This window comes from Stenotrophomonas sp. STEN046 (genome assembly GCF_056759755.1).
The window spans coordinates 115,620-138,829 of record NZ_JBRRDR010000005.1 but is presented as its reverse complement, the minus strand read 5'-3'; the positions used below and the strand labels follow the sequence as shown (position 1 = coordinate 138,829).

At 67.9% G+C, this 23,210-nt stretch carries 21 protein-coding genes; 13 read left to right on the top strand and 8 right to left on the bottom strand.

What is annotated here, in order from left to right; translation table 11 throughout:
- Window positions 1-79: 79 nt before the first annotated feature.
- Window positions 80-550 (top strand): manganese-binding transcriptional regulator MntR, encoded by a 471-nt coding sequence (gene mntR, locus ACVOLJ_RS04595; protein WP_475279022.1) that lies wholly within the window; start codon window positions 80-82, stop codon window positions 548-550.
- Between the two features lie 141 nt (window positions 551-691).
- Here the strand turns inward: mntR and fabR are convergent, their stop codons facing one another.
- Entirely contained in the window at window positions 692-1,351 is a 660-nt protein-coding gene (fabR, locus tag ACVOLJ_RS04590; protein ID WP_475279021.1) for an HTH-type transcriptional repressor FabR, read from the bottom strand.
- Between the two features lie 92 nt (window positions 1,352-1,443).
- On the opposite strand from fabR, the gene ACVOLJ_RS04585 reads away from it, so the two are divergent.
- Both ACVOLJ_RS04585 and ACVOLJ_RS04580 read left to right on the top strand, forming a co-directional pair.
- Window positions 1,444-2,514 (top strand): ferredoxin reductase, encoded by a 1,071-nt coding sequence (locus ACVOLJ_RS04585; protein WP_481563578.1) that lies wholly within the window; start codon window positions 1,444-1,446, stop codon window positions 2,512-2,514.
- 13 nt (window positions 2,515-2,527) lie between these two features.
- Entirely contained in the window at window positions 2,528-3,670 is a 1,143-nt protein-coding gene (locus ACVOLJ_RS04580) for a fatty acid desaturase family protein (protein WP_475279019.1), read from the top strand.
- 4 nt (window positions 3,671-3,674) lie between these two features.
- Here ACVOLJ_RS04580 and ACVOLJ_RS04575 read toward each other — a convergent pair whose 3' ends face one another.
- The 5 genes from ACVOLJ_RS04575 to ACVOLJ_RS04555 form a co-directional block, all read right to left on the bottom strand.
- Window positions 3,675-4,013 (bottom strand): tetratricopeptide repeat protein, encoded by a 339-nt coding sequence (locus ACVOLJ_RS04575; protein ID WP_475279018.1) that lies wholly within the window; start codon window positions 4,011-4,013, stop codon window positions 3,675-3,677.
- Window positions 4,010-4,588, bottom strand: a complete 579-nt coding sequence (locus ACVOLJ_RS04570) for a flavin reductase family protein (protein ID WP_481563577.1) — start codon at window positions 4,586-4,588, stop codon at window positions 4,010-4,012. Before ACVOLJ_RS04570 ends, ACVOLJ_RS04575 begins: the two co-directional genes overlap by 4 nt.
- Window positions 4,585-5,214 carry a superoxide dismutase gene (locus tag ACVOLJ_RS04565; protein ID WP_475279016.1) on the bottom strand — a complete coding sequence of 210 codons (630 nt, stop codon included), beginning with the start codon at window positions 5,212-5,214 and terminating at the stop codon, window positions 4,585-4,587. Before ACVOLJ_RS04565 ends, ACVOLJ_RS04570 begins: the two co-directional genes overlap by 4 nt.
- A 172-nt stretch (window positions 5,215-5,386) precedes the next feature.
- On the bottom strand, window positions 5,387-6,901 hold the full coding sequence (locus ACVOLJ_RS04560) for a thioredoxin family protein (protein ID WP_481563576.1): 1,515 nt from the start codon (window positions 6,899-6,901) through the stop codon (window positions 5,387-5,389).
- Window positions 6,902-7,048: 147 nt separating this feature from the next.
- Window positions 7,049-7,498 (bottom strand): GNAT family N-acetyltransferase, encoded by a 450-nt coding sequence (locus ACVOLJ_RS04555; RefSeq protein ID WP_481563575.1) that lies wholly within the window; start codon window positions 7,496-7,498, stop codon window positions 7,049-7,051.
- Between the two features lie 55 nt (window positions 7,499-7,553).
- On the opposite strand from ACVOLJ_RS04555, the gene ACVOLJ_RS04550 reads away from it, so the two are divergent.
- The 10 genes from ACVOLJ_RS04550 to ACVOLJ_RS04505 all read left to right on the top strand — a co-directional run bounded on the left by ACVOLJ_RS04550 (window position 7,554) and on the right by ACVOLJ_RS04505 (window position 19,268).
- Window positions 7,554-8,489, top strand: coding sequence for a TIGR03571 family LLM class oxidoreductase (locus ACVOLJ_RS04550; RefSeq protein ID WP_481563574.1), 936 nt, complete (start codon window positions 7,554-7,556; stop codon window positions 8,487-8,489).
- Between the two features lie 121 nt (window positions 8,490-8,610).
- Window positions 8,611-8,955, top strand: coding sequence for a DUF3817 domain-containing protein (locus tag ACVOLJ_RS04545; RefSeq protein ID WP_475279012.1), 345 nt, complete (start codon window positions 8,611-8,613; stop codon window positions 8,953-8,955).
- A 150-nt stretch (window positions 8,956-9,105) separates the two neighbouring features.
- Window positions 9,106-10,302: an MFS transporter gene (locus ACVOLJ_RS04540; RefSeq protein ID WP_481563573.1), complete on the top strand. Its 1,197-nt coding sequence runs from the start codon at window positions 9,106-9,108 to the stop codon at window positions 10,300-10,302.
- Window positions 10,299-11,492, top strand: a complete 1,194-nt coding sequence (locus ACVOLJ_RS04535) for an isochorismate synthase (protein WP_475279010.1) — start codon at window positions 10,299-10,301, stop codon at window positions 11,490-11,492. The genes ACVOLJ_RS04540 and ACVOLJ_RS04535 overlap by 4 nt, the downstream gene beginning before the upstream one ends.
- Window positions 11,489-13,141 (top strand): (2,3-dihydroxybenzoyl)adenylate synthase, encoded by a 1,653-nt coding sequence (locus tag ACVOLJ_RS04530; protein ID WP_475279009.1) that lies wholly within the window; start codon window positions 11,489-11,491, stop codon window positions 13,139-13,141. The genes ACVOLJ_RS04535 and ACVOLJ_RS04530 overlap by 4 nt, the downstream gene beginning before the upstream one ends.
- Window positions 13,141-13,773, top strand: coding sequence for an isochorismatase family protein (locus ACVOLJ_RS04525; RefSeq protein ID WP_475279008.1), 633 nt, complete (start codon window positions 13,141-13,143; stop codon window positions 13,771-13,773). Before ACVOLJ_RS04530 ends, ACVOLJ_RS04525 begins: the two co-directional genes overlap by 1 nt.
- Entirely contained in the window at window positions 13,773-14,030 is a 258-nt protein-coding gene (locus tag ACVOLJ_RS04520; protein WP_475279007.1) for a phosphopantetheine-binding protein, read from the top strand. Before ACVOLJ_RS04525 ends, ACVOLJ_RS04520 begins: the two co-directional genes overlap by 1 nt.
- Window positions 14,027-17,917, top strand: coding sequence for an amino acid adenylation domain-containing protein (locus ACVOLJ_RS04515; RefSeq protein ID WP_481563572.1), 3,891 nt, complete (start codon window positions 14,027-14,029; stop codon window positions 17,915-17,917). The genes ACVOLJ_RS04520 and ACVOLJ_RS04515 overlap by 4 nt, the downstream gene beginning before the upstream one ends.
- Window positions 17,908-18,672 carry a 2,3-dihydro-2,3-dihydroxybenzoate dehydrogenase gene (locus tag ACVOLJ_RS04510; protein ID WP_481563571.1) on the top strand — a complete coding sequence of 255 codons (765 nt, stop codon included), beginning with the start codon at window positions 17,908-17,910 and terminating at the stop codon, window positions 18,670-18,672. Before ACVOLJ_RS04515 ends, ACVOLJ_RS04510 begins: the two co-directional genes overlap by 10 nt.
- A gap of 149 nt (window positions 18,673-18,821) precedes the next feature.
- Complete coding sequence (locus ACVOLJ_RS04505; RefSeq protein WP_481563570.1) at window positions 18,822-19,268, top strand: REP-associated tyrosine transposase; 447 nt, start codon at window positions 18,822-18,824, stop codon at window positions 19,266-19,268.
- Between the two features lie 32 nt (window positions 19,269-19,300).
- Here the strand turns inward: ACVOLJ_RS04505 and ACVOLJ_RS04500 are convergent, their stop codons facing one another.
- Both ACVOLJ_RS04500 and ACVOLJ_RS04495 read right to left on the bottom strand, forming a co-directional pair.
- Window positions 19,301-20,770: an esterase-like activity of phytase family protein gene (locus ACVOLJ_RS04500; protein ID WP_481563569.1), complete on the bottom strand. Its 1,470-nt coding sequence runs from the start codon at window positions 20,768-20,770 to the stop codon at window positions 19,301-19,303.
- A gap of 21 nt (window positions 20,771-20,791) precedes the next feature.
- The gene (locus tag ACVOLJ_RS04495; protein ID WP_481563568.1) at window positions 20,792-23,110 is read right to left on the bottom strand and encodes a TonB-dependent receptor; all 2,319 of its coding nucleotides are present in this window, start codon (window positions 23,108-23,110) and stop codon (window positions 20,792-20,794) included.
- Window positions 23,111-23,210 lie beyond the last annotated feature (100 nt).

The window sequence follows — 23,210 nt, the reverse complement described above, 5'->3', positions numbered from 1 at the left end:
TGAAACAATCGTCTTTACCGCGTCACTGGTCCAGAATTCAGGTTCGAACCCGGAATACATCGGCAGGACAGGCACACGCGTGGGCAGGAAGGAAGATTCGACAGCGGCCAAAGCCACCCCCTTGATCGAGGCCGAGCGCCAGGTCGAGAGCTTCCGGCAAGTGCGTGAGGCGCACCGGATGGAGCTGGTGGAGGATTACGTCGAGCTGATTTCCGACCTGCTGGCCGACGGCGGCGAGGCCCGCCAGGTCGATATCGCCACCCGCCTGGGCGTGGCCCAGCCGACCGTGGCGAAGATGCTGCGGCGCTTGGCCCGCGATGGCTGGGTGGTGCAGCGTCCTTACCGGGGTGTGTTCCTGACCCCGGAGGGCGAGGCGCTGGCGCATGCCAGCCGCCAGCGGCACCAGACCGTGGAGCGGTTCCTGCTGGCCCTGGGCGTGGACCCGGATACCGCGCGCCGCGATGCCGAGGGCATCGAGCACCACGTGAGCGAGCAGACGCTGGCGCTGTTCGAGGCGTTCGTGCGCAAGGCCGAGGGTGCGGCGGGGTGAGGTTTGCGGCAGGGCTTGCAGCCCTGCACCTGCAGAATCAACGCCAACGTTAAAAGCTGACGATCCGCGGAATGGCGGGGCTGTCCGCTGCTGTTGGTGGGTGCCGACCGTTGGTCGGCACGGGATCCGACCCTTCTGTGCCTACCGGCCGCGGCGGAAGGCGGCCGGCGTGCGAGCGCCGACGATGATCATGCGGATCATCGTGGAGATCTGTTCGACAAGTTCAGGGTCTTTCTCCGGCGGCAGATCCATCGCGGTGGCACCCATCGCGAACACCAGCCGGGTGATCGCCATCGAGACCAGTTCCGGCTTGTACAGCACCGCGCCGTCCAGCGCGGCCAGGCGCACCAGGTCGTGCTGCAGCTCTTCTTCGAAGTAGTGCAGTTCGCGTTCGACGGCATGCTTGAAATCGTCCGAGCCGACCGCGCCTTCGCGCAGCAGCACGTGCAGCAGCTTGTCGTCGGCGCGCAGCTGTTCCATGAAGGTTTCCACCGATACCCGCACCACACTGGTGGCGCTGGAGGTGGCGCGCTGGCGCGCCTCGCCGATGATGGTGCGCAGCGAGCGGCCGGCCACGTCGATCAGCGCCACGGCCAGTTCATCCATGTCGCGGAACTGGCGATAGAAGCTGTTGGGTGCGATGCCGGCTTCGCGTGCGACTTCGCGCAGGCTCAGGGTGGACAGGCTGCGATGCGGGCCGATCAGTTTCAGCGCAGCGGCCAACAGGTCCTCGCGGCTCACCGTGCGGCGGGCCGGGCTGTTGGCATCTTCGGGCGGCGACAGAACGGTGGCGGCGGCCATGGCACTTCCGGGGGGACAAGACTGAATCATACCCAATCCGGTGCAATATACACGTGTATACACAGCTGTGTGTGCGGCCGTATAGTGCGCCCATGAGCGCTGTCCTCCGTCCCTCGCTGTTTTCTCCGTACCGCTGGCTGTCGCCGTCGCTGTTCGACTTCTGGGCGGCCAAGCTGAATCCGTTGTGGACCCTGCGCGAGCCGATGGCCCGCCTGGTGCGGCGTGAGCCGGCCGGTGAGGGCGCCGCGACCCTCGTCCTGCGCTGCAACCGGCACTGGGCCGGCATGCGCGCCGGCCAGCACGTGACGCTTGGGGTCGAGCTTGAGGGGCGCGTGTTTCGGCGCAGCTACAGCCCGACCCGCCTGGGCCGTCGCGAGCTGGCCATTACCGTCAAGGCAGTGGAAGGCGGCAAGATCAGCCAGCATCTGGTGACCGCCGCGCAACCGGGTGACCTGTTCCGCCTGGACGCCGCCTTCGGCGATTTCCACATGCCGACCGCCGCGCCGGTGCTGCTGCTGGCCGCCGGCAGCGGCATCACGCCGATGCGCAGCCTGTTGCGCGACGCCTGCCAGCGCCCGCTGGCAGCACCGGTCGACCTGTTCTACTGGGAGCGCAGCGCTGCCGCCTTCCAGTTCCGTGAGGAACTGCTGGCCCTGGCCGCGGCGACCCCGAACCTGCGCGTGCACCTGCTGACCACCCGCGAAGGCGAGGTGCCGGCGGCGCGAATCGATACCCACGCACTGACCGCAGGCGGCGATGACACGCCGCTGGCACAGCGCCACGTGCTGGCCTGTGGTCCGGATGGTTTCGTGGCCGCCGCGCGCAGGCGACTGGCGCAGCAGGTGGCCGGTTTCCAGGCCGAGGCGTTCACTGCGCCGGCCGCGCTGGACGGTGCCGACAGTCTTGGCGAGGTCGCCCTGACCCTGGCCCGCAGTGGCCGCCGCTTGATCGTGCCGCGTGGTCGTTCGCTGCTGGAAAGCCTGGAAGCGCAGGGGATCGCGCCCAAGCACGGGTGCCGCATGGGCATCTGCAACAGTTGTACCTGTGACCGCGTCAGTGGCACCACCCGCCACCTGCGCACCGGCGACATCCAGTCCGAAACGGCCGTGCCCGTGCGGATCTGCGTGAGCGCGCCGACCACCGACCTGACCCTGGATCTCTGAGGACCCCGCTGCCATGACCCGCGCTACCGACCGTGCCCTGAGCCCTGCCGAGATGCAGACGTTTGGTGAGGAACTCGATGCGATCCGCGATCGTGTGATCGGCAGCCTCGGCGCGTCCGACACCCGCTATATCCGCCGGGTGGCCGCCGCCGTGCGCTGGTCCGGCGTACTCGGCCGCAGCCTGCTGTTCCTGGGCGCGTTCTCGCCGCTGTTCTGGGCGCCGCTGCTGTGGCCGGCGTGCATTGCCGGCACCCTGCTGCTGGCGCTGGCCAAGATCCTGGAAAACATGGAGCTGGGTCACAACGTGATGCACGGCCAGTACGACTGGACCGGCGATCCCAAGCTCAACGGCAACACCTACGAGTGGGACATCGTTGCCACCGCCGACAACTGGCGCAAGACCCATAATTTCCGCCACCACACCTACACCAACGTGCGTGGCATGGACGATGACATCGGCTACGGCCTGCTGCGCATCTTCCCCGAGCAGCGCTGGAAGCCGTTCTACCTGCTGCAGCCGATCATCGCGCCGATCTTCGCGCTGCTGTTCCAGTGGGGCGTGGCCGCGCAGGACCTGCGCCTGGGCCGTTGGTTCAAGGGCCGCATCAGCAGCCGTGCAATGTGGCTGCAGACCCGCCCGGTGGCGCGCAAGATGATCCGCCAGGTGCTGAAGGACTACGTGTTCTTCCCGCTGCTTGCCGGCCCGTTCTTCCTGCCGGTGATGCTGGGCAACATGGTCGCCAACGGTCTGCGCAACATCTGGACCTATGTGATCATTTTCTGTGGCCACTTCACGGCCGAATCGGAAACCTTCCCGAAGGAATGCCTGCGCAATGAATCGCGCGGCCACTGGTACCTGCGCCAGCTGCGTGGTTCGTCCAACATCAGCGGCGGGTTCGTGATCAACGTGCTGTCGGGCAACCTCAGCCACCAGATCGAGCATCACTTCTATCCGGACCTGCCGGCCAACCGCTATGCGGCCATTGCCAAGGAAGTGAAGGACATCTGCCGTCGCTACGGCCAGCACTACAACAACGGTTCGCTGCCGCGGCAGTTCACCCAGGTGGTCTGGCGCATCCTGCGCCACGCGTTCCCGAGCAAGCCGCGTCGCCTGCCGATGCCGGACATCATGCCGGCACCGGCCAACGCCGGCTGAGTACTCAGCCGGCTTTCGCCAGGAGGGCCATGTGTTCACGGTCCAGCCGGCGCAGGAATACCTGCATTTCCTTGCGGGCCTGCTGGTCGCCCTTGCTGCCGGCCACGCTGAGCCCGCGCTGCCACGCTTCGCGTGCCGCCTGCGGCTGGCCTCCGGCCAGCCAGGCCTTGCCCAGCAGCTTCCACGCCGCCGAGTAGTCCGGGTCCAGCACCACGCAGCGACCGAGATGGGTCGCTGCGCGTACCGGGTCGCCGGCATCCAGCCAGCCCTTACCCAGGCCGAAGCGCAGCAACGCGCTGTCGCGGCCGGATGCCAGCATCGTCTCAAGCGACTGGATGTTCATCCGCGCACCCCCACCAGCGTTTCCAGCGGCCCGGGCAGGAAGCGGCCACGGTGGAACAGCAGCGGTGCGCCGCCTTCCTCGCGCACATCGATGATGCGGCCAGCCAGCAACAGGTGATCGCCGACCGGCCACTGCGCGTGGCGGGTGCAGGTGAGGTGGGCGACGGCGCCGGCAATGCGCGGCGGCGCCCGCCCGTCGTCGTCCAGCAGTGGCACATCGGCAAAGCGGTTGCGTACCTGCGGATCGGCGAAACGTCGTGCCAGTGCCTCCTGGCCAGCGCCGAGCACGCTGATCGAGAACTGCGTGGCGCGCTGGAACACCGAAAGGCTCTGCGCGTGCAGGGCCAGGTTCCACAGCACCACCGGTGGCTGCAGCGAGACCGGGACGAACGAGTTGATGGTCAGTCCCTGCGGATTGCCCTGTGCACCACGTGCGCAGACGATGGCGACGCCGGTGGGAAAGTGGCCCAGCAGCCGCCGCAAGGCACGCGGCGGCAGGCTGACCGATGGCACCGGTGCCGGGGCGGGGAACACCCCCGCCCACGGCCCGGCATATGCGGGGGACTCGCCGTTCATGCGGCCCGGGCCTGGCGATAGCGCCGGCCGACTTCGGCCCAGTTGATGAGGTTGAAGAAGGCGCCGATGTAGTCGGGGCGACGGTTCTGGTAATGCAGGTAGTAGGCGTGTTCCCAGACGTCGAGCGCCAGGATCGGCGTGTTGCCGGAGACGCCTGCGGCAGGGCCCATCAACGGGCTGTCCTGGTTGGCGCTGCTTTCAATCTGCAGGCGACCTTCGCGGTCGACGGTGAGCCATGCCCAGCCACTGCCGAAGCGGGTCTGCGCGGCCTTGCTGAAGGCGTCCTTGAAGGCCTCGTAACCACCAAGATCGCGGTCGATGGCCTCCGCCAGGACCTGGTCGGGGGTACCGCCGTTGGCGCTCAGAACCGTCCAGAACAGGCTGTGGTTGGCATGTCCGCCACCGTTGTTGCGCACCGCGCCGCGGATCGATTCGGGCAGGGAATCGAGATCGGCGATCAGGGCTTCGACCGGTTGCGCGGCCACGCCGGCCTGTTCGAGCGCGGCATTGAGATTGTTGACGTAGGCCTGATGGTGCTTGCCGTGATGGATTTCCATCGTGCGCGCATCGAAGTGCGGTTCCAGGGCGTCGTAGGCATAGGGGAGGGCGGGAAGCGAGTACGACATCGAAACAGTCTCCGTGGGGAAGGCCAGGGGGCTGGCCGTGGGGAGACTGTTATCGCACCTCAACATTGGTTGAGGTCAAGAGCAGAGGCAGGAGAAGATGCAGTAGTGCGGGCCCATGGCTGGCAGCTTCATGCACCTCGCGCTGCCAGCCGTGGGCTGGCACTACTGGAACTCAACTCAACCAGTCCCTGCATGCGCTGTCGACCTGGTCACCGCAGGCGGCCTGCATGCGGTGCTGCAACCGCGCCAGGGTCTCTGCGCCCTGATGCTTGCCGCTCCATGCCTTCAACTGCCCAGCCAGGCGCTCGAAGCGCTGGCGGGTACGCTGGTGGTAGCCCGAAGGCTGCGCCTCCAGCTCTGCGATCAACGAGGCGGTCGCCTGTTCGATACGCGGGGCGTCGTCCGGGGCCAGCCGCAACAGGCCTTCGACATACAGCACGCCCCATTGCACCCGCGTGGCCGGGCCCTGCGCGCCCTCGTAGGCACGCTTCAACCATTCCAGTGCACCGGCGGTGTCGCCGCGCTGCTCGGCCAGTTCGGCCAGTTCGGGCATGTAGTAGTAGGGCTGCTCGCTACGCTTGAGCTCGGCCAGCAGCAGCGATTCCGCACCGGCATCGTCGCCCACCTGGCGGAGTGCATACACCGCACTGCTGATGGTTGCCTGGCGCGCGTGCGCATCGTCGGCGGCGGCATCGGCGGCCGCCACGCGGCGCTTGACCCGTTCGACCAGCGTCGCCGGCAGTGGGCCCTGCGGTTGCTGCTGGCGCACCAGCGCCACTTCGGTCAGTGCGCGCGACAGTGCATCGTCGGCGCGATTGCCACGCTCGGCATCGGCCCGCTCCAGCGCCACCAGCAGTTGCTGGCCCAGCGCGTTGCTGCTCGCCGGCCCGGCGCTGGCCTGCTTGACCAGGCCGGCACCTGCATAGCCCAGCAGTTCACGGTTGCGGCGTACCTCGGCCGGCGCTGCCAGCACGGCCTGCAGCAGTTCGCGCACCTGGGTGGGGGCTGCGACGGGCTTGGCCGCGGTAGCCAGCGAGAGCAGGGCGAAGCGGCGTTGCAGGGCGGGCCCGGGCGCTGCCTTGGCCAGCTGCTGCAGGACGTCCTGCGCATCGCGCGTGCCAGCCAGGCGGTTGGCATCCACTTCCCAGCCGTAGTCGCTCAGCACCTGCCAGTCTTCCGCGTCCAGCCGCGCCGGCGTGGCCAACGCGGTCGCCAGGGTCTCAGCCACGGCACTGCGGCGGCTGGCGGCCACGGTCAGCACCCGGGTCAGTTCGTCGGCGTCGTTGCCGCCGGCAACGCGGGTGATCTCGTTGCGCTGCGGGTCCAGCACGATCAGGGTGGGATAGCCACGCACGCCGAAACGCTCGCCCCATGCCTGCGCGCCTTCCTCATCGCCATCCAGGTAGACCGGCACGAACTTGCCGGTCAACGCGATGAAGGCCGGGTCCTTGAACAGGCCGGCCTTGAGCTGGTTGCAGGGCGGGCACCAGACCGCGCCCCAGTACAGCAGCACCGGCTTGCCACTCTCGGCGGCTTCGTTGAATGCATCGTCGACATCGCCCTGGCGCCATGCGATGGCGGTGGCAGGCGCGGCATTGGCCGCCTGCGCCGACGGCACCGGTGCGGACGCCGGGGAGCAGGCGCTCAGCGCGCCGGCCAGCAGCAACACGGAAAGGGCAGCACGCATGGGCAATGTCTCGAAGGGCAGGGTGATCGGCCATTGTAGGAATGGCCGGGGGACTGGCTGATGCAGTTTGCTCATGTCAGGCATGCACAAGGGCATGACGCCTGCATGCATTGGCTGGTAGCGCCGGGCCATGCCCGACGGATGCCGTCAGGCCGCTGCCAGCACCATCTGCTGGTACACCAGCCCGTTGAACTGGCCGACCTCGCCCTCCGGCACGAAGCCGTAGCGCAGGTAGGTGGGCACCGCGTTGAGCGAGGCGCGCACGGTCATCAGCGGCTCGCGCAGGTGCGGCATCACGGCCTGCAGCAGTGCGTGGCCGATGCCGCGCCCCTGCTCGGCCGGGTCGACGAACAGCATTGCAAGATGGCGGCCTGCCTTCAGTTCGATCACGCCAATGACCTGGCCGGCGCGCTCGGCCACCAGCATATGGTTGTCGCCCTGCAGGCGCTGGCCGAACGCATCGGCCGCCGCCACACCGGCGAAGGTGGCCACGCCCTGTGCGCTGAGCGAAGGTGCAACGGCGGCGTTGAACGCGGCCATGCACACCGCGCTCATTGCGGGCAGGTCATCGGCGTGGGCAGGGCGGATCCGGTGCATGCAGTGTTCTTCCTGTGGTGGGGTGCAGCGCATTCCCCCACGCTAAGCTGACGGCATGACCGAATTCAATGCCGCCTACGCACGCGTGTTCCCGAGGCAGGGCCTGAGCCTTGGCCTGATGACCCCGGTGGTGGCGCATGGATTGGCGGACCTTGGCCAGGCGCGAGGCATCGCGCGGCTGGCCGACAGCCTTGGTTTCGCCGCACTGTGGGCCCGCGATGTACCACTGATGGTGCCGCAGGGGCCGGATGCGACCGCCAGCGCACTGGACGATCCGTTCCTGTGGCTGGGCATGCTGGCGGCCGCAACCGAGCGCATCGTGGTCGGTAGTGCGGCGATCGTGCTGCCGTTGCGGCAGCCGCTGCAGGTGGCGAAGTCGGCGTTGACGCTGGACCGGATCAGCGGCGGGCGTTTCGTGCTGGGGCTGGGCTCGGGCGATCGTCCGGAGGAATTTGCGGCGTTCGGCGAGGATCTGGAGGGCAGGGCGGCGACGTTCCGTGAGCGTTGGTCGTTGCTGCGTGCCGCGTTGTCCCCCGACACCGACGAGCGCGCCGAGGTCCTGCAGGCGACCGGCGGCTACGAGGTGTTGCCGGCACCGGCAGCCCGCATACCGATGCTGGTGGTCGGCACCGCGCGGCAGAGCCTGCAGTGGATCGCGCGCGAGGCCGAAGGCTGGGCCACCTACCACCGCGAGGAAGGCGCGCAGGAGGGCCGCATCGGCCTGTGGCAGCAGGCGCTGGCGCAGGGCAGCGCGGCGGGCAAGCCGTTCGTGCAGTCGATGCTGCTGGACCTGCAGGCTGACCCGCAGGCGCCGCCGCAGCCGCTACCACTGGGCCTGAAAGTGGGTCGCGACGGTCTGCGTGCGTATCTGCAGCGCGTGCATGCACAGGGCGTGGCGCACGTGATGTTCAACCTGGTCGACAACGGGCGGCCGGTGGATGAGGTGCTGCGGGAGATCGGCGAGCACGTCCTGCCGGACACGCTGGGGTAGGCGTCCACTTTGCTGGACACGCCGTATCGCTGCCACCGCTGTGCTCACCGCGCAGGGCCCGGCGCTACCCGCCGGTGTCCGGACGGTTCGCATCTGCGTATCATTCGCATTTGATATCCCGATGCCGGAGCACCGCGTGAACCCACCCTCCACCCTGCACCCGACCGGACGCCTGTTCGCCGCGGTCGCTTTCATCGAGGCCTTGACCTGGGCAGGACTGCTGGCCGGCATGTGGTTGAAGTACGGCCCGCAGGCGAACGTCGCGCTGGTCAAGGTATTCGGGCCGCTGCATGGCGTGGCATTCCTGGTCTACGTGGCGGTCACCCTGTTTGCGGCAGTGCGCCTGCGCTGGCCGTGGTGGGCAAGTGCTCTGGCGTTGCTGGCGGCGATTCCGCCGTTGGTGACGCTGCCGCTGGAGTGGTGGTTCAAGCGTCGTGGTCTGCTCGGCAGGCGTGCCGCGCGCTGAACCCACTGTTGCACGCCCATTCAAGAGAATGGGTATCAAATGCAAATACGAGCCGTTATCATTTAAGGGTGGCGTCCGCTTCTGACTGGAACTGACGCCGGCGGGGTGCTTGGGCACCCGGCGATCCTTTCCTGTTACGGCTGGTGTTCCATGCACGCACGTCCCGTCGTTCCCGGCTTGCCGGCGCTGGTGTTGGCCGCCCTGATCGGCACCATGGCGATGATGTCCTTCGTCGCCGTGATCGGCCCGGTGGTCCGCATGCTCGGCTTGTCCGAGTGGCATGCCGGCCTGTCGGTTACCGCCGCTGGCGTGTTGTGGATGCTGGCCGCGCGCCCCTGGGGCCAGCTCAGTGACCGCATCGGCCGCAAACGTGTGCTGATGCTGGCGATGAGCGCCTACACCGTGGTCTACATCGCGCTGGCGGTGTTCATCGATATTGCCCTGCAGACGGTGCCGCCGGTGCTGGTATCGGTGCTGGTGCTGGTGGGTGCGCGCGGCCTGATCGGCCTGTTCTACGCGGCCGTGCCGCCTACCGCTGCCGCCCTGATTGCCGACAAGGCACCGGCAGGCCAGCGCGCCAGCTTCCTTGCCCGGCTGGGCAGCGCCAACGCGCTGGGCATGGTGCTGGGCCCGGCGGCGGCCGGCTGGCTGGCCTATACCAATCTGTCGCTGGCGCTGTACGTGGCGGCCCTGCTGCCACTGCTCGCGCTGGCATTGCTGGCCTGGCGGCTGCCGGCCACGCCGCCGACACTGGCTGCCTCTGCGCAGCGCCGCCCGGCGATGAGCCGCTTCGACCCGCGCCTGCGCCTGCCGCAGCTGGCCGCCTTCATCGCGATGATCTCGGTGACCATTGCGCAGGTCACCGTCGGCTTCTTTGCGATCGACCGCCTGGGCCTGGATGCCGCGGCGGGCGCGCGCATGGCGGGCATCGCCCTCACCGCCGTTGGCGTTGGCCTGATCCTGGCGCAGGTGCTGGTGATGAAACTGCAGGTGCACCCGCGGCGCTGGATCATCCTGGGTGCATTGATTTCCGGCATCGGCTTTGCCTCGGTGGCTGGCGTACAGCAGGCCTGGCAGCTGCCGGCGGCCTACGCGCTGGCCGCCTTCGGCATGGGCTTTGTGTTTCCCTCGTTCCAGGCGCTGGCCGCTGATGCGGTGGAAGCGCATGAGCAGGGTGCTGCCGCCGGCACCGTCGCAGCCGCGCAGGGGCTGGGCATGGTGGCCGGGCCGATGCTCGGCACGCTGTTGTATCGCGGTGGGCCGAGCCTGCCTTACCTGCTGGTGGGCGTGCTGCTGCTGTTGCTGTGCGTGCTGGCCGCCGCGTATCGCATGAAGGAGACCCCATGAACGATTCCCTGGTGCAGGGTGCGTGGCCGGAGGCTGAGCCATCACCCCTGCAGAGCGCGGACGACGCCTCGCTGTTCCTGTTGCAGCATGCGGGCCAGCATGTGCATGCGCGCGGTTGCCGCGCGACGCTGCCGGCCGGTGCACTGGCGACGTTGGCCGAGCGTGTCGCCGCCTTCTTCGCGCAGCAGCGCGGTGGTCCGGGTGTGCTGGTCGGCGCGGTGCCTTTCGAGCCGCGCGCCGACGATGCGCTCTATCAGCCAGAACGCCTGCTGCCGCCGTTGCCGCTGCAGCCGCAGGCGGCGCCGCCGCTGGATGGTGGGCTGCAGGCCGAGCCCGCAGCGGTGGACTATGCAGCCGCCGTTGCCGCAGCGGTGCAGGCACTGCGCGCGCCCGAACAAGGGCTGCACAAGGTGGTACTGGCGCGCAGCCTGCTGGCCCGCACCCGTGAGGCACTTTCGCCGGATGTACTGCTGGCACGGCTGGGGGCGGATCCTTCGGTTGCCACCTATGCGGTGCCGCTGCCGGTTGAACTGGGCCAGGCGCCGGCCTGGCTGGTGGGCGCGACCCCGGAACTGCTGCTGCGCAAGCGCGGCACACAACTGCTGTCGCATCCCTTGGCCGGATCGGCACGACGCAGTGCCGATGCTGCCGAGGACGAGCGCGCCGCACAGGCGCTGTTGGCCTCGGGCAAGGACCACGACGAACACCGTCACGTGGTGGAGGCCATCGTCGACGGACTGGCGCCGTACTGCAGCCACATGGATGCACAGCCGCGTCCGGTGCTGCACGCCACCGCCAGCATGTGGCATCTCGGCACCCGCATCCACGCCACGCTGAGGGACGCGCATACGCCTGCGGCCGAGTTGCTTGCGCAGCTGCATCCCACCCCGGCGGTCTGCGGCACGCCGCGGATGGCAGCCCTGCAGCGGATCCGTGCGCTGGAACCGGTGCCGCGCGGCTTCTATGCCGGTGCGGTGGGTTGGCTGGACGCCCAGGGCGACGGCGACTGGTACGTGGCGATCCGCTGCGCGCGCCTGCAGGGCACCCAGCTGCGCCTGTATGCCGGCGCCGGCATCGTCGCCGATTCACAGCCCGAGGCCGAAGTGGCTGAAACCGCAGCGAAGTTTGCTGCCCTGTTGAACGCGCTGGGCGTGCATGGGCCAGCGCCCGCAATCGAGCCCGCCGCATGACGCACTCTCCTGCTTCTCCGCGCCTGCCATTGCAGCAGGTATGGCCTGATGAACGGGTTGCGCGCTATCGCCAGGCAGGCCACTGGCGTGGCGAGACCTTCCCGGCATTCCTGCGCGAGCGCGCCGAGCGCTACGCCGATGACATCGCGGTAGTGGCCGGCGACGTCCGCCTGAGCTATGCACAGCTCTGGCACGAAGCTGGCCGTATCGGCGCCGGCCTGCTGGCGCTGGGCCTGCAGCCGGGCGAGCGGGTGCTGGTGCAGCTGGGCAACAGCGCCGGGTTCATCACCACGGTCTGTGGCCTGTTCCGCGCCGGCCTGGTGCCGGTGTACGCGCTGCCCGCGCATCGCATCACCGAGCTGGTGCACTTCGCTAACAAGGCCGAGGCCAGTGCCTACATCACCGCCGAACTGCAGGATGGCTTCGATCATCGTGGGTTGGCGCGGGCATTGCAGGCTGAAGTGCCCGCGGTGCGGCGGGTGGTCATCGACGGTGATCCGGCCGAATTCACCGCACTGGACGCGCTGCAGGGCGACCGCAGCCAACTGCCGGCCGACCCGGATCCGCAGTCGGTGGCGTTCCTGCAGATCTCCGGCGGCAGCACCGGCCTGTCCAAGCTGATCCCGCGCACGCATGACGACTACATCTATTCGTTCCGCGCCAGCAATGACATCTGCGGCATCGACCGCGACAGCGTGTACCTGGTCGCGCTGCCGGCCGCGCACAATTTTCCGATGAGTTCACCGGGCTTCTTCGGCGCGCTGTATGCCGGTGCCCGCGTGGTGCTCAGCCCCGGCCCGGGCCCGGATGCGGCGTTCCCGTTGATCGCCCGCGAGCGCGTGACCTGCTGCGGACTGGTGCCGCCGCTGGCGCTGCTGTGGGCGCAGGCGGCGGCGACCAGCAAGCACGATCTGTCCAGCCTGCAGGTACTGCAGGTGGGTGGTGCCAAGCTGGTGCCGGAGGCGGCGCGGCGGGTGATCGACGGCCTCGGCTGCACGTTGCAGCAGGTGTTCGGCATGGCCGAAGGGCTGGTCAACTACACCCGCCTGGATGACCCGGAGGAACTGATCGTGGCCTGCCAGGGCCGACCGATCAGCCCTGACGATGAGGTGCGCGTGGTCGATGACCACGATCATCCCGTGGCCGCAGGCGAGGTGGGCCACCTGCTGACCCGCGGTCCGTACACCATCGGCGGCTACCACAACGATGCGGTAGCCAATGCGCGCTCGTTCACCGACGATGGCTTCTACCGCACCGGCGATCGCGTGCAGCAGCTGCCCGGTGGCTACCTGGTGGTACAGGGGCGAGCCGGTGACCACATCAACCGCGCCGGCGAGAAGATCTCCGCCGAGGAGATCGAAGACCATCTGCTGGCCCATCCGGGCGTGTTCGACGCTGCGGTGGTGTCCATTCCCGATGACTATCTGGGCGAGCGCAGCTGTGCCTTCGTGATCCAGCAGGGTGAGCCGATCAAGGCGCCGGCACTGAAGGCCTGGATGCGCACGCGCGGCTTGGCCGCGTTCAAGGTGCCGGACCAGGTTGTGTTCGTCGACAGTTTCGATACCACCGCAGTCGGCAAGATCAGCCGCCGCGAACTGCGTGCGCAGCTGCGCACGCGTCATCTGCAACAGACAGGAGGAACGCGCTGATGGCGCTGCCCCGCATCACCAACTACCCCTTGCCGAGCGCTGCTGAACTGCCGCAGGCGCGTGGCCCCTGGCGCCCGCAGCGTGATCGTGTCGCACTGCTGGTGCACGACATGCAGCGCTACTTCCTGGCTGCGTTCGATGCGGGCAGCGCGCCGCTGCGGCCGGCGGTGGACAATATCGCGCGCCTGCTGGCGCATTGCCGCTTGCATGGCATCCCGGTGTTCTACACCGCCCAGCATGGCGACCAGGATCGCCGCGACCGCGGCCTGCAGGCCGATCTGTGGGGCCCTGGCATGCGCCGCAGCGCCGATCACGAGCCGATCATCGAGGCGCTGGCACCGCAACCGGGCGAGCACGTGCTGGTGAAACACCGCTACAGCGCGTTCCAGCGCAGCAATCTGGAAACCCTGATGCGGGTACGTGGCCGCGACCAGCTGCTGGTGACCGGCGTGTACGCCCATATCGGTTGCACCGCCACGGTGGCCGAAGCCTTCCAGCGTGACATCGAGGCGTTCATTGCCGCCGATGCGGTGGCCGATTTCTCGCGTGCCGATCACGATCAGGCGCTGCACTGGATCGCACGCACCTGTGGTGTGCCGATGACCACCGACCAGCTGCTGGAGGTGCTGTGATGGCCGCAGCGGGTGAAGTGCTGGATCTGGAGCGGATGCGGGCCGACGTGGCGCGCGTGCTGGAGTGCACGCCGGCCGAGATCGGCGACGACGACAACCTGATCGACCTGGACCTGGATTCGATGCGCATGCTCGGGCTGGTGCTGGCGTGGGGCAATACCGGGCTGCCGCTGGAATTCTCACAACTGGCCGAGCACACCACGCTGCGACAGTGGTGGGCCGTGGTGCAGCAGTTGCAGGCCGCGCAGACGGCATGAACAACGCAGCGCTGGCCACGCCGGTGGCACTGACCGAAGCCCAGACCGGGCTCTGGTTCGCACAGCGGCTGGCGCCGGAGAACCCCGCGTACAACACGGCTCATGCGGTGTGGATCGAAGGCGCGCTGGATGTGGCTGCATTCATCGCTGCGGCCAACCAGGCAGCGATCGAGGCTCAGGCATTCGCACTGCGTTTTGCCGAGGGCGACGACGGCCAGCCGGTGCAATGGCATGATCCTGCACATGTGCCGCTGCTTTCGGTACGGGATGTATCCGGCGAGTCCGATCCGGCTGTGGCGGCACGTGCGGTGATGCAGGCCGACCGGCTCAGCGCGGTCGATCCAACCCGCGACCGGATCAGCCAGCAGGCGCTGTTCACGCTGGGTGCCCAGCGCTGGGTCTGGTATCTGCGCGTGCATCACCTTGCAGCCGATGGCTATGGCATGGCGCTGTTCAGTGATCGTGTCTGTGCGTTGTACGCCGGGCGTGGCGGTGAGGCACTGCCTGCACTGGACGGCGTGCTCGCCGATGATGCCGGGTACCGTGTCGATGCGCGGCGCGAACAGGCCCGGCACTGGTGGCAGGGCTACCTGCAGGGTGCGCCAGCGGGCGTGGGCCTGGCCGGCACAGTAGCGGCCAGCGACGATGCGCTGCGCTGGGTGCAACCGTTGGACGCCTCGTTCCGCGAGCGGTTGCTGCACGTCTCGTCGGCCTGGCTGCAGCCGTGGCCGGATGTGCTGGCGGCGCTGTCCGCCGAGTACCTGCGGCGGATGAGCGGGGCTGATGAAGTAGTGCTGGGCGTGCCGTACATGGGCCGCCTGGGCAATGCGTCCGCGCGCGTGCCGGCAATGGTGATGAACGTGCTGCCGTTGCGCGTGGCCGCCGGCCAAGGCAGTGCCGAGGCGTTCAGCCGTGGCTTGGGCCGGCAGCTCAGCCAGGGCCGCAAGCATGGCCGCTACCGGGGCGAGCAGCTGCGCCGCGACCTTGGCCTGGTGGGCGCGCAGCAGCGGCTGCACGGCCCGATGGTCAATGTGCAACCCTTCTACAAGCCGTTGACGCTGCCGGGCGTGCAGGCGTCGCTCGAGGTGCTGTGCACCGGGCCGGTCGATGATCTGACGATCGGCTTCCGCGGCGATGGCCAGCGCCTGCTGGATCTGGAGATTGAAGCCAATCCCGCGCTGTACGGCCTCCGGGACGTGCAGGCCCATGCAGCGCGCCTGCTGCATTTCGTGTCGGCAGCGCTGCAGGCCGAGGACATCGCGGCCGTGCCGCTGGCCACGGCTGTGGAGGTGGAGCAGGTCGTGCATGGCTTCAATGCCACGGCACATCCGCTGCCACCAACCACACTGGCCCAGTTGCTGCAGCAGGGCATGGATCGCGATCCGCAGGCGACCGCCCTGGTGTTCGGCGAGGCCGAGCTGGACCATGCCACGCTGGAGGCGCGCAGCTTCGCACTGGCCGCGCAGCTGCGCTCGATGGGCGTTGGCCCGGGCAGCGTGGTGGCGGTGGCGCTGCCGCGTTCGCTGGAGCTGGTGATCGCGCTGGTGGCCGTGCTGCGTGCGGGTGCCGCCTACCTGCCGCTGGACCTTGCCCATCCCGACGAGCGCCTCGCGCGCATCGTTGCCTCGGCACAGCCGGCGTGCGTGCTGGCAGCCGCCGAGGTGCAGCCGCGGATGGCCGCGGTCCCGGTGCTGGCGCCCGGACAATGGAACGCGCTGAGTTTCGCCGCACCCTGGGCCGACCCGTTGCCTGAGGATGCCGCGTATGTGATCTATACCTCCGGCTCTACCGGCGAACCCAAGGGCGTACTCATCGAGCATCGCGCCATCGTCAACCGCCTGCTGTGGATGCGCGAGCACTACGGCATCGGCAGCGATGATCGTGTGCTGCAGAAGACGCCGGCCACCTTCGACGTATCGGTCTGGGAGTTCTTCCTGCCACTGCTGTGTGGTGGCACGCTGGTGCTGGCCGGCCCGGAAGCACACCGTGACCCGACCGAGCTGGCGCGGCTGATCCGGACCCACGGCATCACCACCGCGCATTTCGTGCCCTCGATGCTGGAGGCGTTCCTGGTCGCGCCGGCCTCGGCCGGTCTGCAGCTGCGGCGCGTGTTCACCAGTGGCGAGGCGCTCGACGCCCCGCTGCGGGATCGCTTCCACGCCCGGGTGCGCGCGGAACTGCACAACCTTTACGGCCCCACGGAGGCAGCGGTGGATGTGAGCGCGTGGCCGGCGCGGCCCGATGACCGTTCAGACCCGGTGCCGATCGGGTTCCCGGTCTGGAACACCCGCATGTACGTTCTGGATGCGCGGATGCAGCCTCTGCCGGTGGGGGTGGCCGGTGATCTTTACCTGGGCGGTGTACAGCTGGCGCGCGGCTACCTCGGCCGCGAGGACCTGACCTGCGAGCGCTTCCTGGCCGATCCTTTCCAGCAGGGTGAGCGCATCTATCGCACCGGCGATGTCGCACGCTGGCGTGCCGATGGTGCAGTGGAGTATCTGGGCCGCAGTGACCATCAGGTCAAGCTGCGCGGGCTGCGCATCGAGCTGGGCGAGATCGAGGCTGCGCTGCGTGAGCTGCCCGCGGTGGAACGCGTGGCGGTGCTGCTGCGCGATGATCTTCCCGGGGAGCCACGCCTGGTGGCCTACCTGCCCGAGCCGTTGGCCGATGTGACTGCACTGCGCAGCCACCTGGCCGCGCGCGTGCCGGGCTACATGATTCCCTCTGCCTTCGTCGGCGTGGCGCAGTGGCCGGTGACGGCCAACGGCAAGCTGGACCGCACTGCATTGCCGAAACCTGCGCAGCAGGAGGTCGCCGGCATGGCGCCGCGTACACCGTTGGAGCAGCAGCTGGCGCAGCTGTTCGCGCAGGCGTTGGGTCGCCATGGCACGGTGGCCATCGACGCGGATTTCTTCGGTCTGGGCGGGGATTCGCTGTCGGCGGTGCATCTGCTGCTGTCCATCGAACAGCGCTGGCGCTGTGAACTTGGCCTGGGGGCGCTGTTCGCGCAGCCCACAGTGGCCGCATTGGCGACGCGCATTGCCGAGCCCCCCGCGCGGGCCGACCACGCACTGGGTCCGGTGATCGCGCTGGCCGCCACTGACGAAACCAGCGTCACGCCGTTGTTCGTACTGCATCCGGCAGGCGGCATCGCCTGGAACTACCGGGTGCTGGCGCGGGCACTGCAGCCGGCGCGCGCGGTGTACGGCCTGCAGTCGCCCGCGCTGGACCCCGCGCTGCCGCTGCCGGGCAGCATCGAGGCGATGGCCAACGACTATGTGCAGCGCGTGGTCGCACTGCAGCCGCAGGGTCCGGTGCATCTGCTGGGCTGGTCGGTGGGCGGCATCCTGGCCCAGGCGATGGCCGTGCGTCTGCACGACATTGGCCGCGAGGTCGGCGAGCTGGTGTTGCTCGATGCGTATCCGAGTGAGTGCTGGCGTTCCGAACCCGAGCCGGATCCGATCGCCGCGCTGCGCGCACTGCTGGCGATTGCCGGGCATGACCCGGATGCACATCCCGAACTGGACGATCGCGAGCGCATCCTTGCCTTCCTGCGGCGCGGTGGCAGCGCCTTGGGCAGCTTGCCCGATGTGGTGCTGGATGGCGTGGTACGCGCGGTGACCGGCACCAATCGGCTGATCCGCGAGCACCAGCACCGCCCCTTCGTCGGCACGCTGGCGCATGTGCGCGCTGGCCGCGATCACCAGGCGCGCCCGCAGCTGCAATCTGCGCTGTGGAAGGCCCATGCACTGCAGGTCGATGCCATCGAGCTGCCGTTCCTGCATGCTGAACTGACCAGCCGCGACGCAGTGGCACACCTGGCCCCGTGGCTGTCGGCGCGCCTGCGCCAGTGGGATACGCAACAGGAGAATGCAGCATGCAGTTGACCGGCTTTGCGGGCAATGTGGCGCTGGTGACCGGTGCCGCAGGTGGTATCGGTGCGGCGCTGGTGAATCAACTACGGGAAGCCGGCTGCAGGGTGGTCGCTACGGACCGTGAACGGCCAACGTTCGCGGCCGTCGATGATCAGGTGCAGGCCTTTGCGCTGGACGTCACCGACGGCGCAGCGGTGGATGCGCTGGTTGACCGGGTGGAAGCCAGCGTCGGCCCGATCAGGCTGGCGGCAAGCGTTGCCGGTGTGCTGCACGTGGGCAACGTGGTGGACACCACCGATGCCGATTGGCAGCGGGTGTTCGCCGTCAATGCTGACGGCGTGTTCCATGTGGGGCGTGCACTGGCGCGGGTGATGTCGCCGCGGGGGCAGGGTGCCATCGTGACGGTCAGTTCAAACGCTGCCGGTGTGCCGCGCCACGGCATGGCGGCCTATGCCGCCTCCAAGGCGGCTGCAACCATGTTCACCCGCTGCCTGGGGCTTGAACTGGCGCCGCTGGGTATCCGCTGCAACATCGTGGCGCCGGGTTCTACGCTGACCCCGATGCAGACCGGCATGTGGGAAGACGAGCAGGGCGCGGCGCAGGTGATCGCCGGCAATCCGGCGACCTACAAGGCCGGCATTCCGTTGCGCAAGCTGGCCACGCCAGAGGACATCGCGCAGGCAGTGATGTTCCTGCTTTCCGAGCAGGCCGGCCACGTGGCGATGAGTGACCTGTACGTGGACGGCGGCGCGACCCTGCGCGGCTGAGTCCTGCCAGTGTCGGCCGCCGGCCGGCATTGGCAGAACCCGGTAGTGCCGGCCGCTGGCCCGCAACCTCATTCAACTTCCGACATCTCCCAACACCCGCCGAGGCATGGCCTGACTTTCAATGCTCAATGATCGCTCCACCATGGGGCATGAGCAGCCATCGCCTTCGCCTGGGCCGTCGCTCGATCATCGGCCAGGTCTACGTTCTGACAACCACCACCCATCAGCGCTGCCGGTTCTTTGAAAGCGAAGCTGCAGTGGCATGTGTAATCGACCAGTTCCACTACATCGAACAGCGAGGGCTCGTACAGTCTCTCGCATGGGTTGTCATGCCGGATCCTGTTCACTGGATGCTGGAACTGAAACTGACCGACCTCGCGGATGTCGCGCGTCGTTTCAAGTCTTCCAGTGCGCTTGCATTCAATCGCCTGATGGGGCGTCGTGGTGCGTTGTGGCAGCCCGGCTATTTCGATCATGCAGTAAGGGCAGAGGATTCGCTGGCGCGGCAAGCTCTGTACATCCTGGGCAATCCGGTACGAGCCGGTCTTGCCGGGCAGATTGGCGGGTATCCGCATGCATGGTCGGCATGGTCGTGATGCCGGCCAGCGGCCGGCACTACCTGTTGCAGTCAGGGTAGCGTGAGTCGGTAGACCAGCACACGGTTATCGTTGTCGTAGGGGCTGTCGCAGGATTGTCCCTGCATGCGGCAATGACGGGCGATGAAGTCGTTGTCGTTGCCTATGAGCAGCAGTACGTCCTTGGGATTCTGCGGATCCAGCGCCGGCAGCACGTCCATGGCTTCCCACTTTTCCGACAGCAGGCCGGCATGCGGGCCGCGCGTGGTGTCCAGATCCAGCCCGGCACGCGCAAGCTGCGGGCGGTCGAGCAGGTTCAGCAGTTCGTCGCTGCGTGCAGGCACGATGCCCGCCTTCAAGGTGGTATCGGCCGGATCGGCCAGTACCGATGCCGTACCGGTTTCGTAGGCGCTGCCCGCCAGATTGCTGGCCCCGGCCACATTCACCAGCAATACCGACTTGTAGACGATCGGGTCATCGCCGTCCTTGCCCAGGCCGTTGCCGTCGCGGGCCAGCAGCAGGAAACGGTTGGCATCCAGCGCACGCAGCTCACTCTGCGCGGCGGTGCGGTCGAGCTTTCCCTTGCCGTCGTGGGCGTAGGTGGGCAACGCCATCACGTAATGCTCGATCGGCTGCTGTGGCGTTGGCGACGCCGTCACGTCGTACACCAGCACGCGGGTGTTGATGCGTCCGGCGGCGCTGCCGTGCGCGCTGTCCTGCACAGTGGCGCTCTGCAGCGCCACGAACAGGCGCGTGCCATCGGGCGACAGGCCCATGCCTTCCACGCCCTGGTTGTTGCGGCGGCCAGTCTGCGGTGCGGCCAGCGATCCGAACGCCGGCTTGCCATCACGCCGGGGAGCAATTGCCGGGGGTGCGACGATGACCCCCTGCAGCCTGCCCAGATGGTCGAAGTAGTAGATGTTGGCGCTGTACTCATCGCCGATGTAGAAGCTGCCATCGGCGGTGAACTGCAGTGATTCGGCGTCCAGCGAGACCTTGCCGGCGCCCGTTCCGGTGGCAGGCGAGGGCAGTGCCACGCCACGCTGGGTCATGCTGTTGTCGCCCGGGTCGGCGCCGGTGAATGGCTGGCCGTTGAAGTCGGTCAACACCAGCCCCTTGTCCGGCACCAGCGTCAGCCGACCCAGCGCGGCCGGCTTGCCGGGCTTGGACGGGGCGATGTCGATGCGCAGCTGCATGCGCTCCACGCGGCCGGCATAGTCGTAGAACAGGCCGGCCTCGGGATCATTGCGGCCGCGGTCGGGCAGGGTCCACAACACGCCTTCATATCGGCGCCCGGTGCGCCGCCAGCTGCCTGGCTGCACCGCCAGCGATGAGAACGAACCCAGCGTATCGCCGAGGAAATCCACCGTGCCGGCCGGCAGCCGCCCCGCTGCAACCAGCCCCTTGTCGACATAGTCCAGGCCAGCCACCTGCACCGTGCGGGGTGGCGTGCCGCGGACTTCATGCGGTGCGTTGAAGCCGCTGACCGAGAGTGCGGCCAGCAGCAGGGTGGTAGCAGGCATCGGCGGGTTCCTCGCTGGCAATCAGAAGCGGATGTCGATGGTACCGAACACCTGGCGCGGTGCAGATGCATGGAACACATACAGCTTGCCGGTGGGGTCGCTGGGCGCGAACACGCTCGAATCCAGATTGCTGGCATAGCGCTTGTCGCCCAGGTTGGTCACGTTCAGCGACAGGCGCATGCCCTTGGCGAAACCAACCTGGCCGAAGTCGTAGCCGCCGGCCAGGTCGAACACGGTGAAGCCGCCGAACCCCTGGTCGTTGGTGTAGGTGTAGAAGCGTTCGCCGGTGTACTTGCCGCGCAGGCTGGCGAACCAGCCGTTGTCGCGCCAGGTGATCTCGGTGGCCAGCATCTGCTTGGGCGTATCGGTCTGGATTTTGCCCTTGATCTGCTGCTCGACACCGGCCTGCACGTAGTTGGAGGCATAGGTGGACCGGTTCAGCGAAGCCGAGGTGTACCAGCTGAAGTGCTCGTTGGGGGTCCACAGCACGGTCAGTTCGGCGCCGCGGCTGTCGACGCCACCGACGTTGTAGAAACGGTTGCCGCAGGTCGGGCCGACCGGCTGCCGCGAGTCGCAGGGGTTGTACTGCAGCAGGCGGTTGTCGAAGCGCACGTCATAGGCGGCAATCGAGGCCTGCAACGTGTCGGTGATGAAGCGGTAGCCCGCTTCCAGCGAGCGCGATTCTTCCGGCTTCAGGTTGCCCTGCGCGTTCCAGGTGGCCTGGCTGACCGCCTGCGGGCCCAGCTTGAAGCCGCCTTGGAACATGGCGATGTTCTCGGCGTAGCTGGCGAAGATCTCGTGGTGCTCGGCCAGGCGGAAGTTGGCACCAACGCTGGGCAGGAAATTCTTGCTGGCCTTTAACGAACCGGTGGCGAACTGGTTGTTGGAGGTCGGCGAGATCGGCGTCTTCGCATCACCCGGCAGCGCCTGTGCGTCGGAGGTGGCGTGCGGGCTCTTCGCACCAAACTCGAGGGTCAGGCGGTCGTCGAGCAGACGCCAGGTGTCTTTCAGGAAGAACTGGTGGGTCTTCCAGCGGGTGCGCTGGGCGAACACGCCCACATCCGAGGGCAGGGTGTTCATGCCGCTCAGGTCACGCGGTCCATCCACCGCGGTCTGGTAGCGTTCGGCGCTGCTGGTATTGCGCTCGTACCAGACGCCACCCTCGATGCGGTGCGCACCCAGCTCCCAATCGAACGAGAGGGTGCCGCCGTCGCGGTCGATGGTGTAGATGGTGTTGCGGAAGATGATCGGAATTTCCTGCGCGGTGCCCTTGTTGGACCATGCGCCGCTGTTCCAGTTGTGGCCTTCGCCGCGGTCATCGTGGTGGTAGGCCAGCGCACGCAGGCTGAAGCCATCGGCCAGGAAGAAGTCGCCTGCCAGGTAGTACAGGTTGTCATCGCGCAGGATCTGCCCGGCGGTGAAGGCGCCGTCGGCATCCTTGTCCGGCCCACTGCTGTCGCACTTCTTCGCGTTGAAACTGGCGGTGTTGCAGTAGGCCTTGGCCACGGCCTTGCTCCAGTCGGGCGCGTAGCCGCCCCAGTCCCAACCCAGGCCGCGCGACATCTCGTCCTTGGACAGGTAGAAGTAGTCGGCCTGCGTGGTGCGCGAGGTATCGACGAAACCGGTGATCTGGCCGCGTCCGAAGTTCCACACACCCTTGGCATTGAATTGCTTGGTAGTGGATTTGTTGTAGGCGGACTGGTCGTTCCACAGGTCCGAGACCGCGTTCATGCCGGAAACATAGCCGGAGAAGCCGTTGTACTCGCCGCTGTCCACGCGCACGAAGGTACGGCGGTTGGCATCGCTGCCGAAGGTCTGCACCACGCGGCCGCCGAGTTCCTGTGCCGGGCGGTCGGAGGTGTAGGAGATGGTGCCGCCGAGGTTGCTGGTGGACGGTGTGCCGAGGCTGCCGATGCCCACCGCCAGTTCGGCACCGGCCATGTTCTCGCTGATCAACGCACGGTTGATGGTCAGGCCGTTGTAGTTGTTGTACGCGCCATCGCCCAGCGGCACGCCGTCCAGCGTGTAGCCGAGGCGGGTGGAGTTGAAGCCGCGCAGGCTGAGCGTCATCGACTGCTCGTTGCTGCCCAGTGCATCGGCTGACTGCGCGTTGACGCCCGGCAGCAGGTTCAGGGTCTTCTGCAGGCTGGTGCCCGGCGGCAGTATGTCGAGGTTCTCGCGGGTGATGCGCTGCACCTGGCGCGCTTCGCCGCTGCCGATCACCGAGACCGCATCGAGGTCGGTAGCAGCGGTGCCAGTGGAGGTCGGGGCGGCATCCTGCGCCCAGGCCGCAGGAGCGAGCGCGATCGACAGCGCGGCGGCCAACAAAGTCTTCGTCATGTTACGGACACTCAGGCAGGTACAAGCCACCGCGTGGGCGCGGAGCTCATGGAATTTGAAAGGAGGGACAGCCGATGCGACCGGTGGCGCTGCAGGCGCC

Excerpts from the sequence above, each read along its gene's own strand:
- ACVOLJ_RS04515 (WP_481563572.1), top strand. The coding sequence starts at position 14,027 with ATGAACAACGCAGCGCTGGCCACGCCGGTGGCACTGACCGAAGCCCAG.
- ACVOLJ_RS04495 (WP_481563568.1), bottom strand. The coding sequence starts at position 23,110 with ATGACGAAGACTTTGTTGGCCGCCGCGCTGTCGATCGCGCTCGCTCCT.
- ACVOLJ_RS04585 (WP_481563578.1), top strand. The coding sequence starts at position 1,444 with ATGAGCGCTGTCCTCCGTCCCTCGCTGTTTTCTCCGTACCGCTGGCTG.
- ACVOLJ_RS04500 (WP_481563569.1), bottom strand. The coding sequence starts at position 20,770 with ATGCCTGCTACCACCCTGCTGCTGGCCGCACTCTCGGTCAGCGGCTTC.
- ACVOLJ_RS04560 (WP_481563576.1), bottom strand. The coding sequence starts at position 6,901 with ATGCGTGCTGCCCTTTCCGTGTTGCTGCTGGCCGGCGCGCTGAGCGCC.
- ACVOLJ_RS04530 (WP_475279009.1), top strand. The coding sequence starts at position 11,489 with ATGACGCACTCTCCTGCTTCTCCGCGCCTGCCATTGCAGCAGGTATGG.
- fabR (WP_475279021.1), bottom strand. The coding sequence starts at position 1,351 with ATGGCCGCCGCCACCGTTCTGTCGCCGCCCGAAGATGCCAACAGCCCG.
- ACVOLJ_RS04545 (WP_475279012.1), top strand. The coding sequence starts at position 8,611 with ATGCCGGAGCACCGCGTGAACCCACCCTCCACCCTGCACCCGACCGGA.
- ACVOLJ_RS04525 (WP_475279008.1), top strand. The coding sequence starts at position 13,141 with ATGGCGCTGCCCCGCATCACCAACTACCCCTTGCCGAGCGCTGCTGAA.
- ACVOLJ_RS04505 (WP_481563570.1), top strand. The coding sequence starts at position 18,822 with ATGAGCAGCCATCGCCTTCGCCTGGGCCGTCGCTCGATCATCGGCCAG.
- ACVOLJ_RS04570 (WP_481563577.1), bottom strand. The coding sequence starts at position 4,588 with ATGAACGGCGAGTCCCCCGCATATGCCGGGCCGTGGGCGGGGGTGTTC.
- ACVOLJ_RS04565 (WP_475279016.1), bottom strand. The coding sequence starts at position 5,214 with ATGTCGTACTCGCTTCCCGCCCTCCCCTATGCCTACGACGCCCTGGAA.
- ACVOLJ_RS04575 (WP_475279018.1), bottom strand. The coding sequence starts at position 4,013 with ATGAACATCCAGTCGCTTGAGACGATGCTGGCATCCGGCCGCGACAGC.
- ACVOLJ_RS04520 (WP_475279007.1), top strand. The coding sequence starts at position 13,773 with ATGGCCGCAGCGGGTGAAGTGCTGGATCTGGAGCGGATGCGGGCCGAC.
- ACVOLJ_RS04535 (WP_475279010.1), top strand. The coding sequence starts at position 10,299 with ATGAACGATTCCCTGGTGCAGGGTGCGTGGCCGGAGGCTGAGCCATCA.
- ACVOLJ_RS04580 (WP_475279019.1), top strand. The coding sequence starts at position 2,528 with ATGACCCGCGCTACCGACCGTGCCCTGAGCCCTGCCGAGATGCAGACG.
- ACVOLJ_RS04540 (WP_481563573.1), top strand. The coding sequence starts at position 9,106 with ATGCACGCACGTCCCGTCGTTCCCGGCTTGCCGGCGCTGGTGTTGGCC.
- ACVOLJ_RS04555 (WP_481563575.1), bottom strand. The coding sequence starts at position 7,498 with ATGCACCGGATCCGCCCTGCCCACGCCGATGACCTGCCCGCAATGAGC.
- ACVOLJ_RS04510 (WP_481563571.1), top strand. The coding sequence starts at position 17,908 with ATGCAGTTGACCGGCTTTGCGGGCAATGTGGCGCTGGTGACCGGTGCC.
- ACVOLJ_RS04550 (WP_481563574.1), top strand. The coding sequence starts at position 7,554 with ATGACCGAATTCAATGCCGCCTACGCACGCGTGTTCCCGAGGCAGGGC.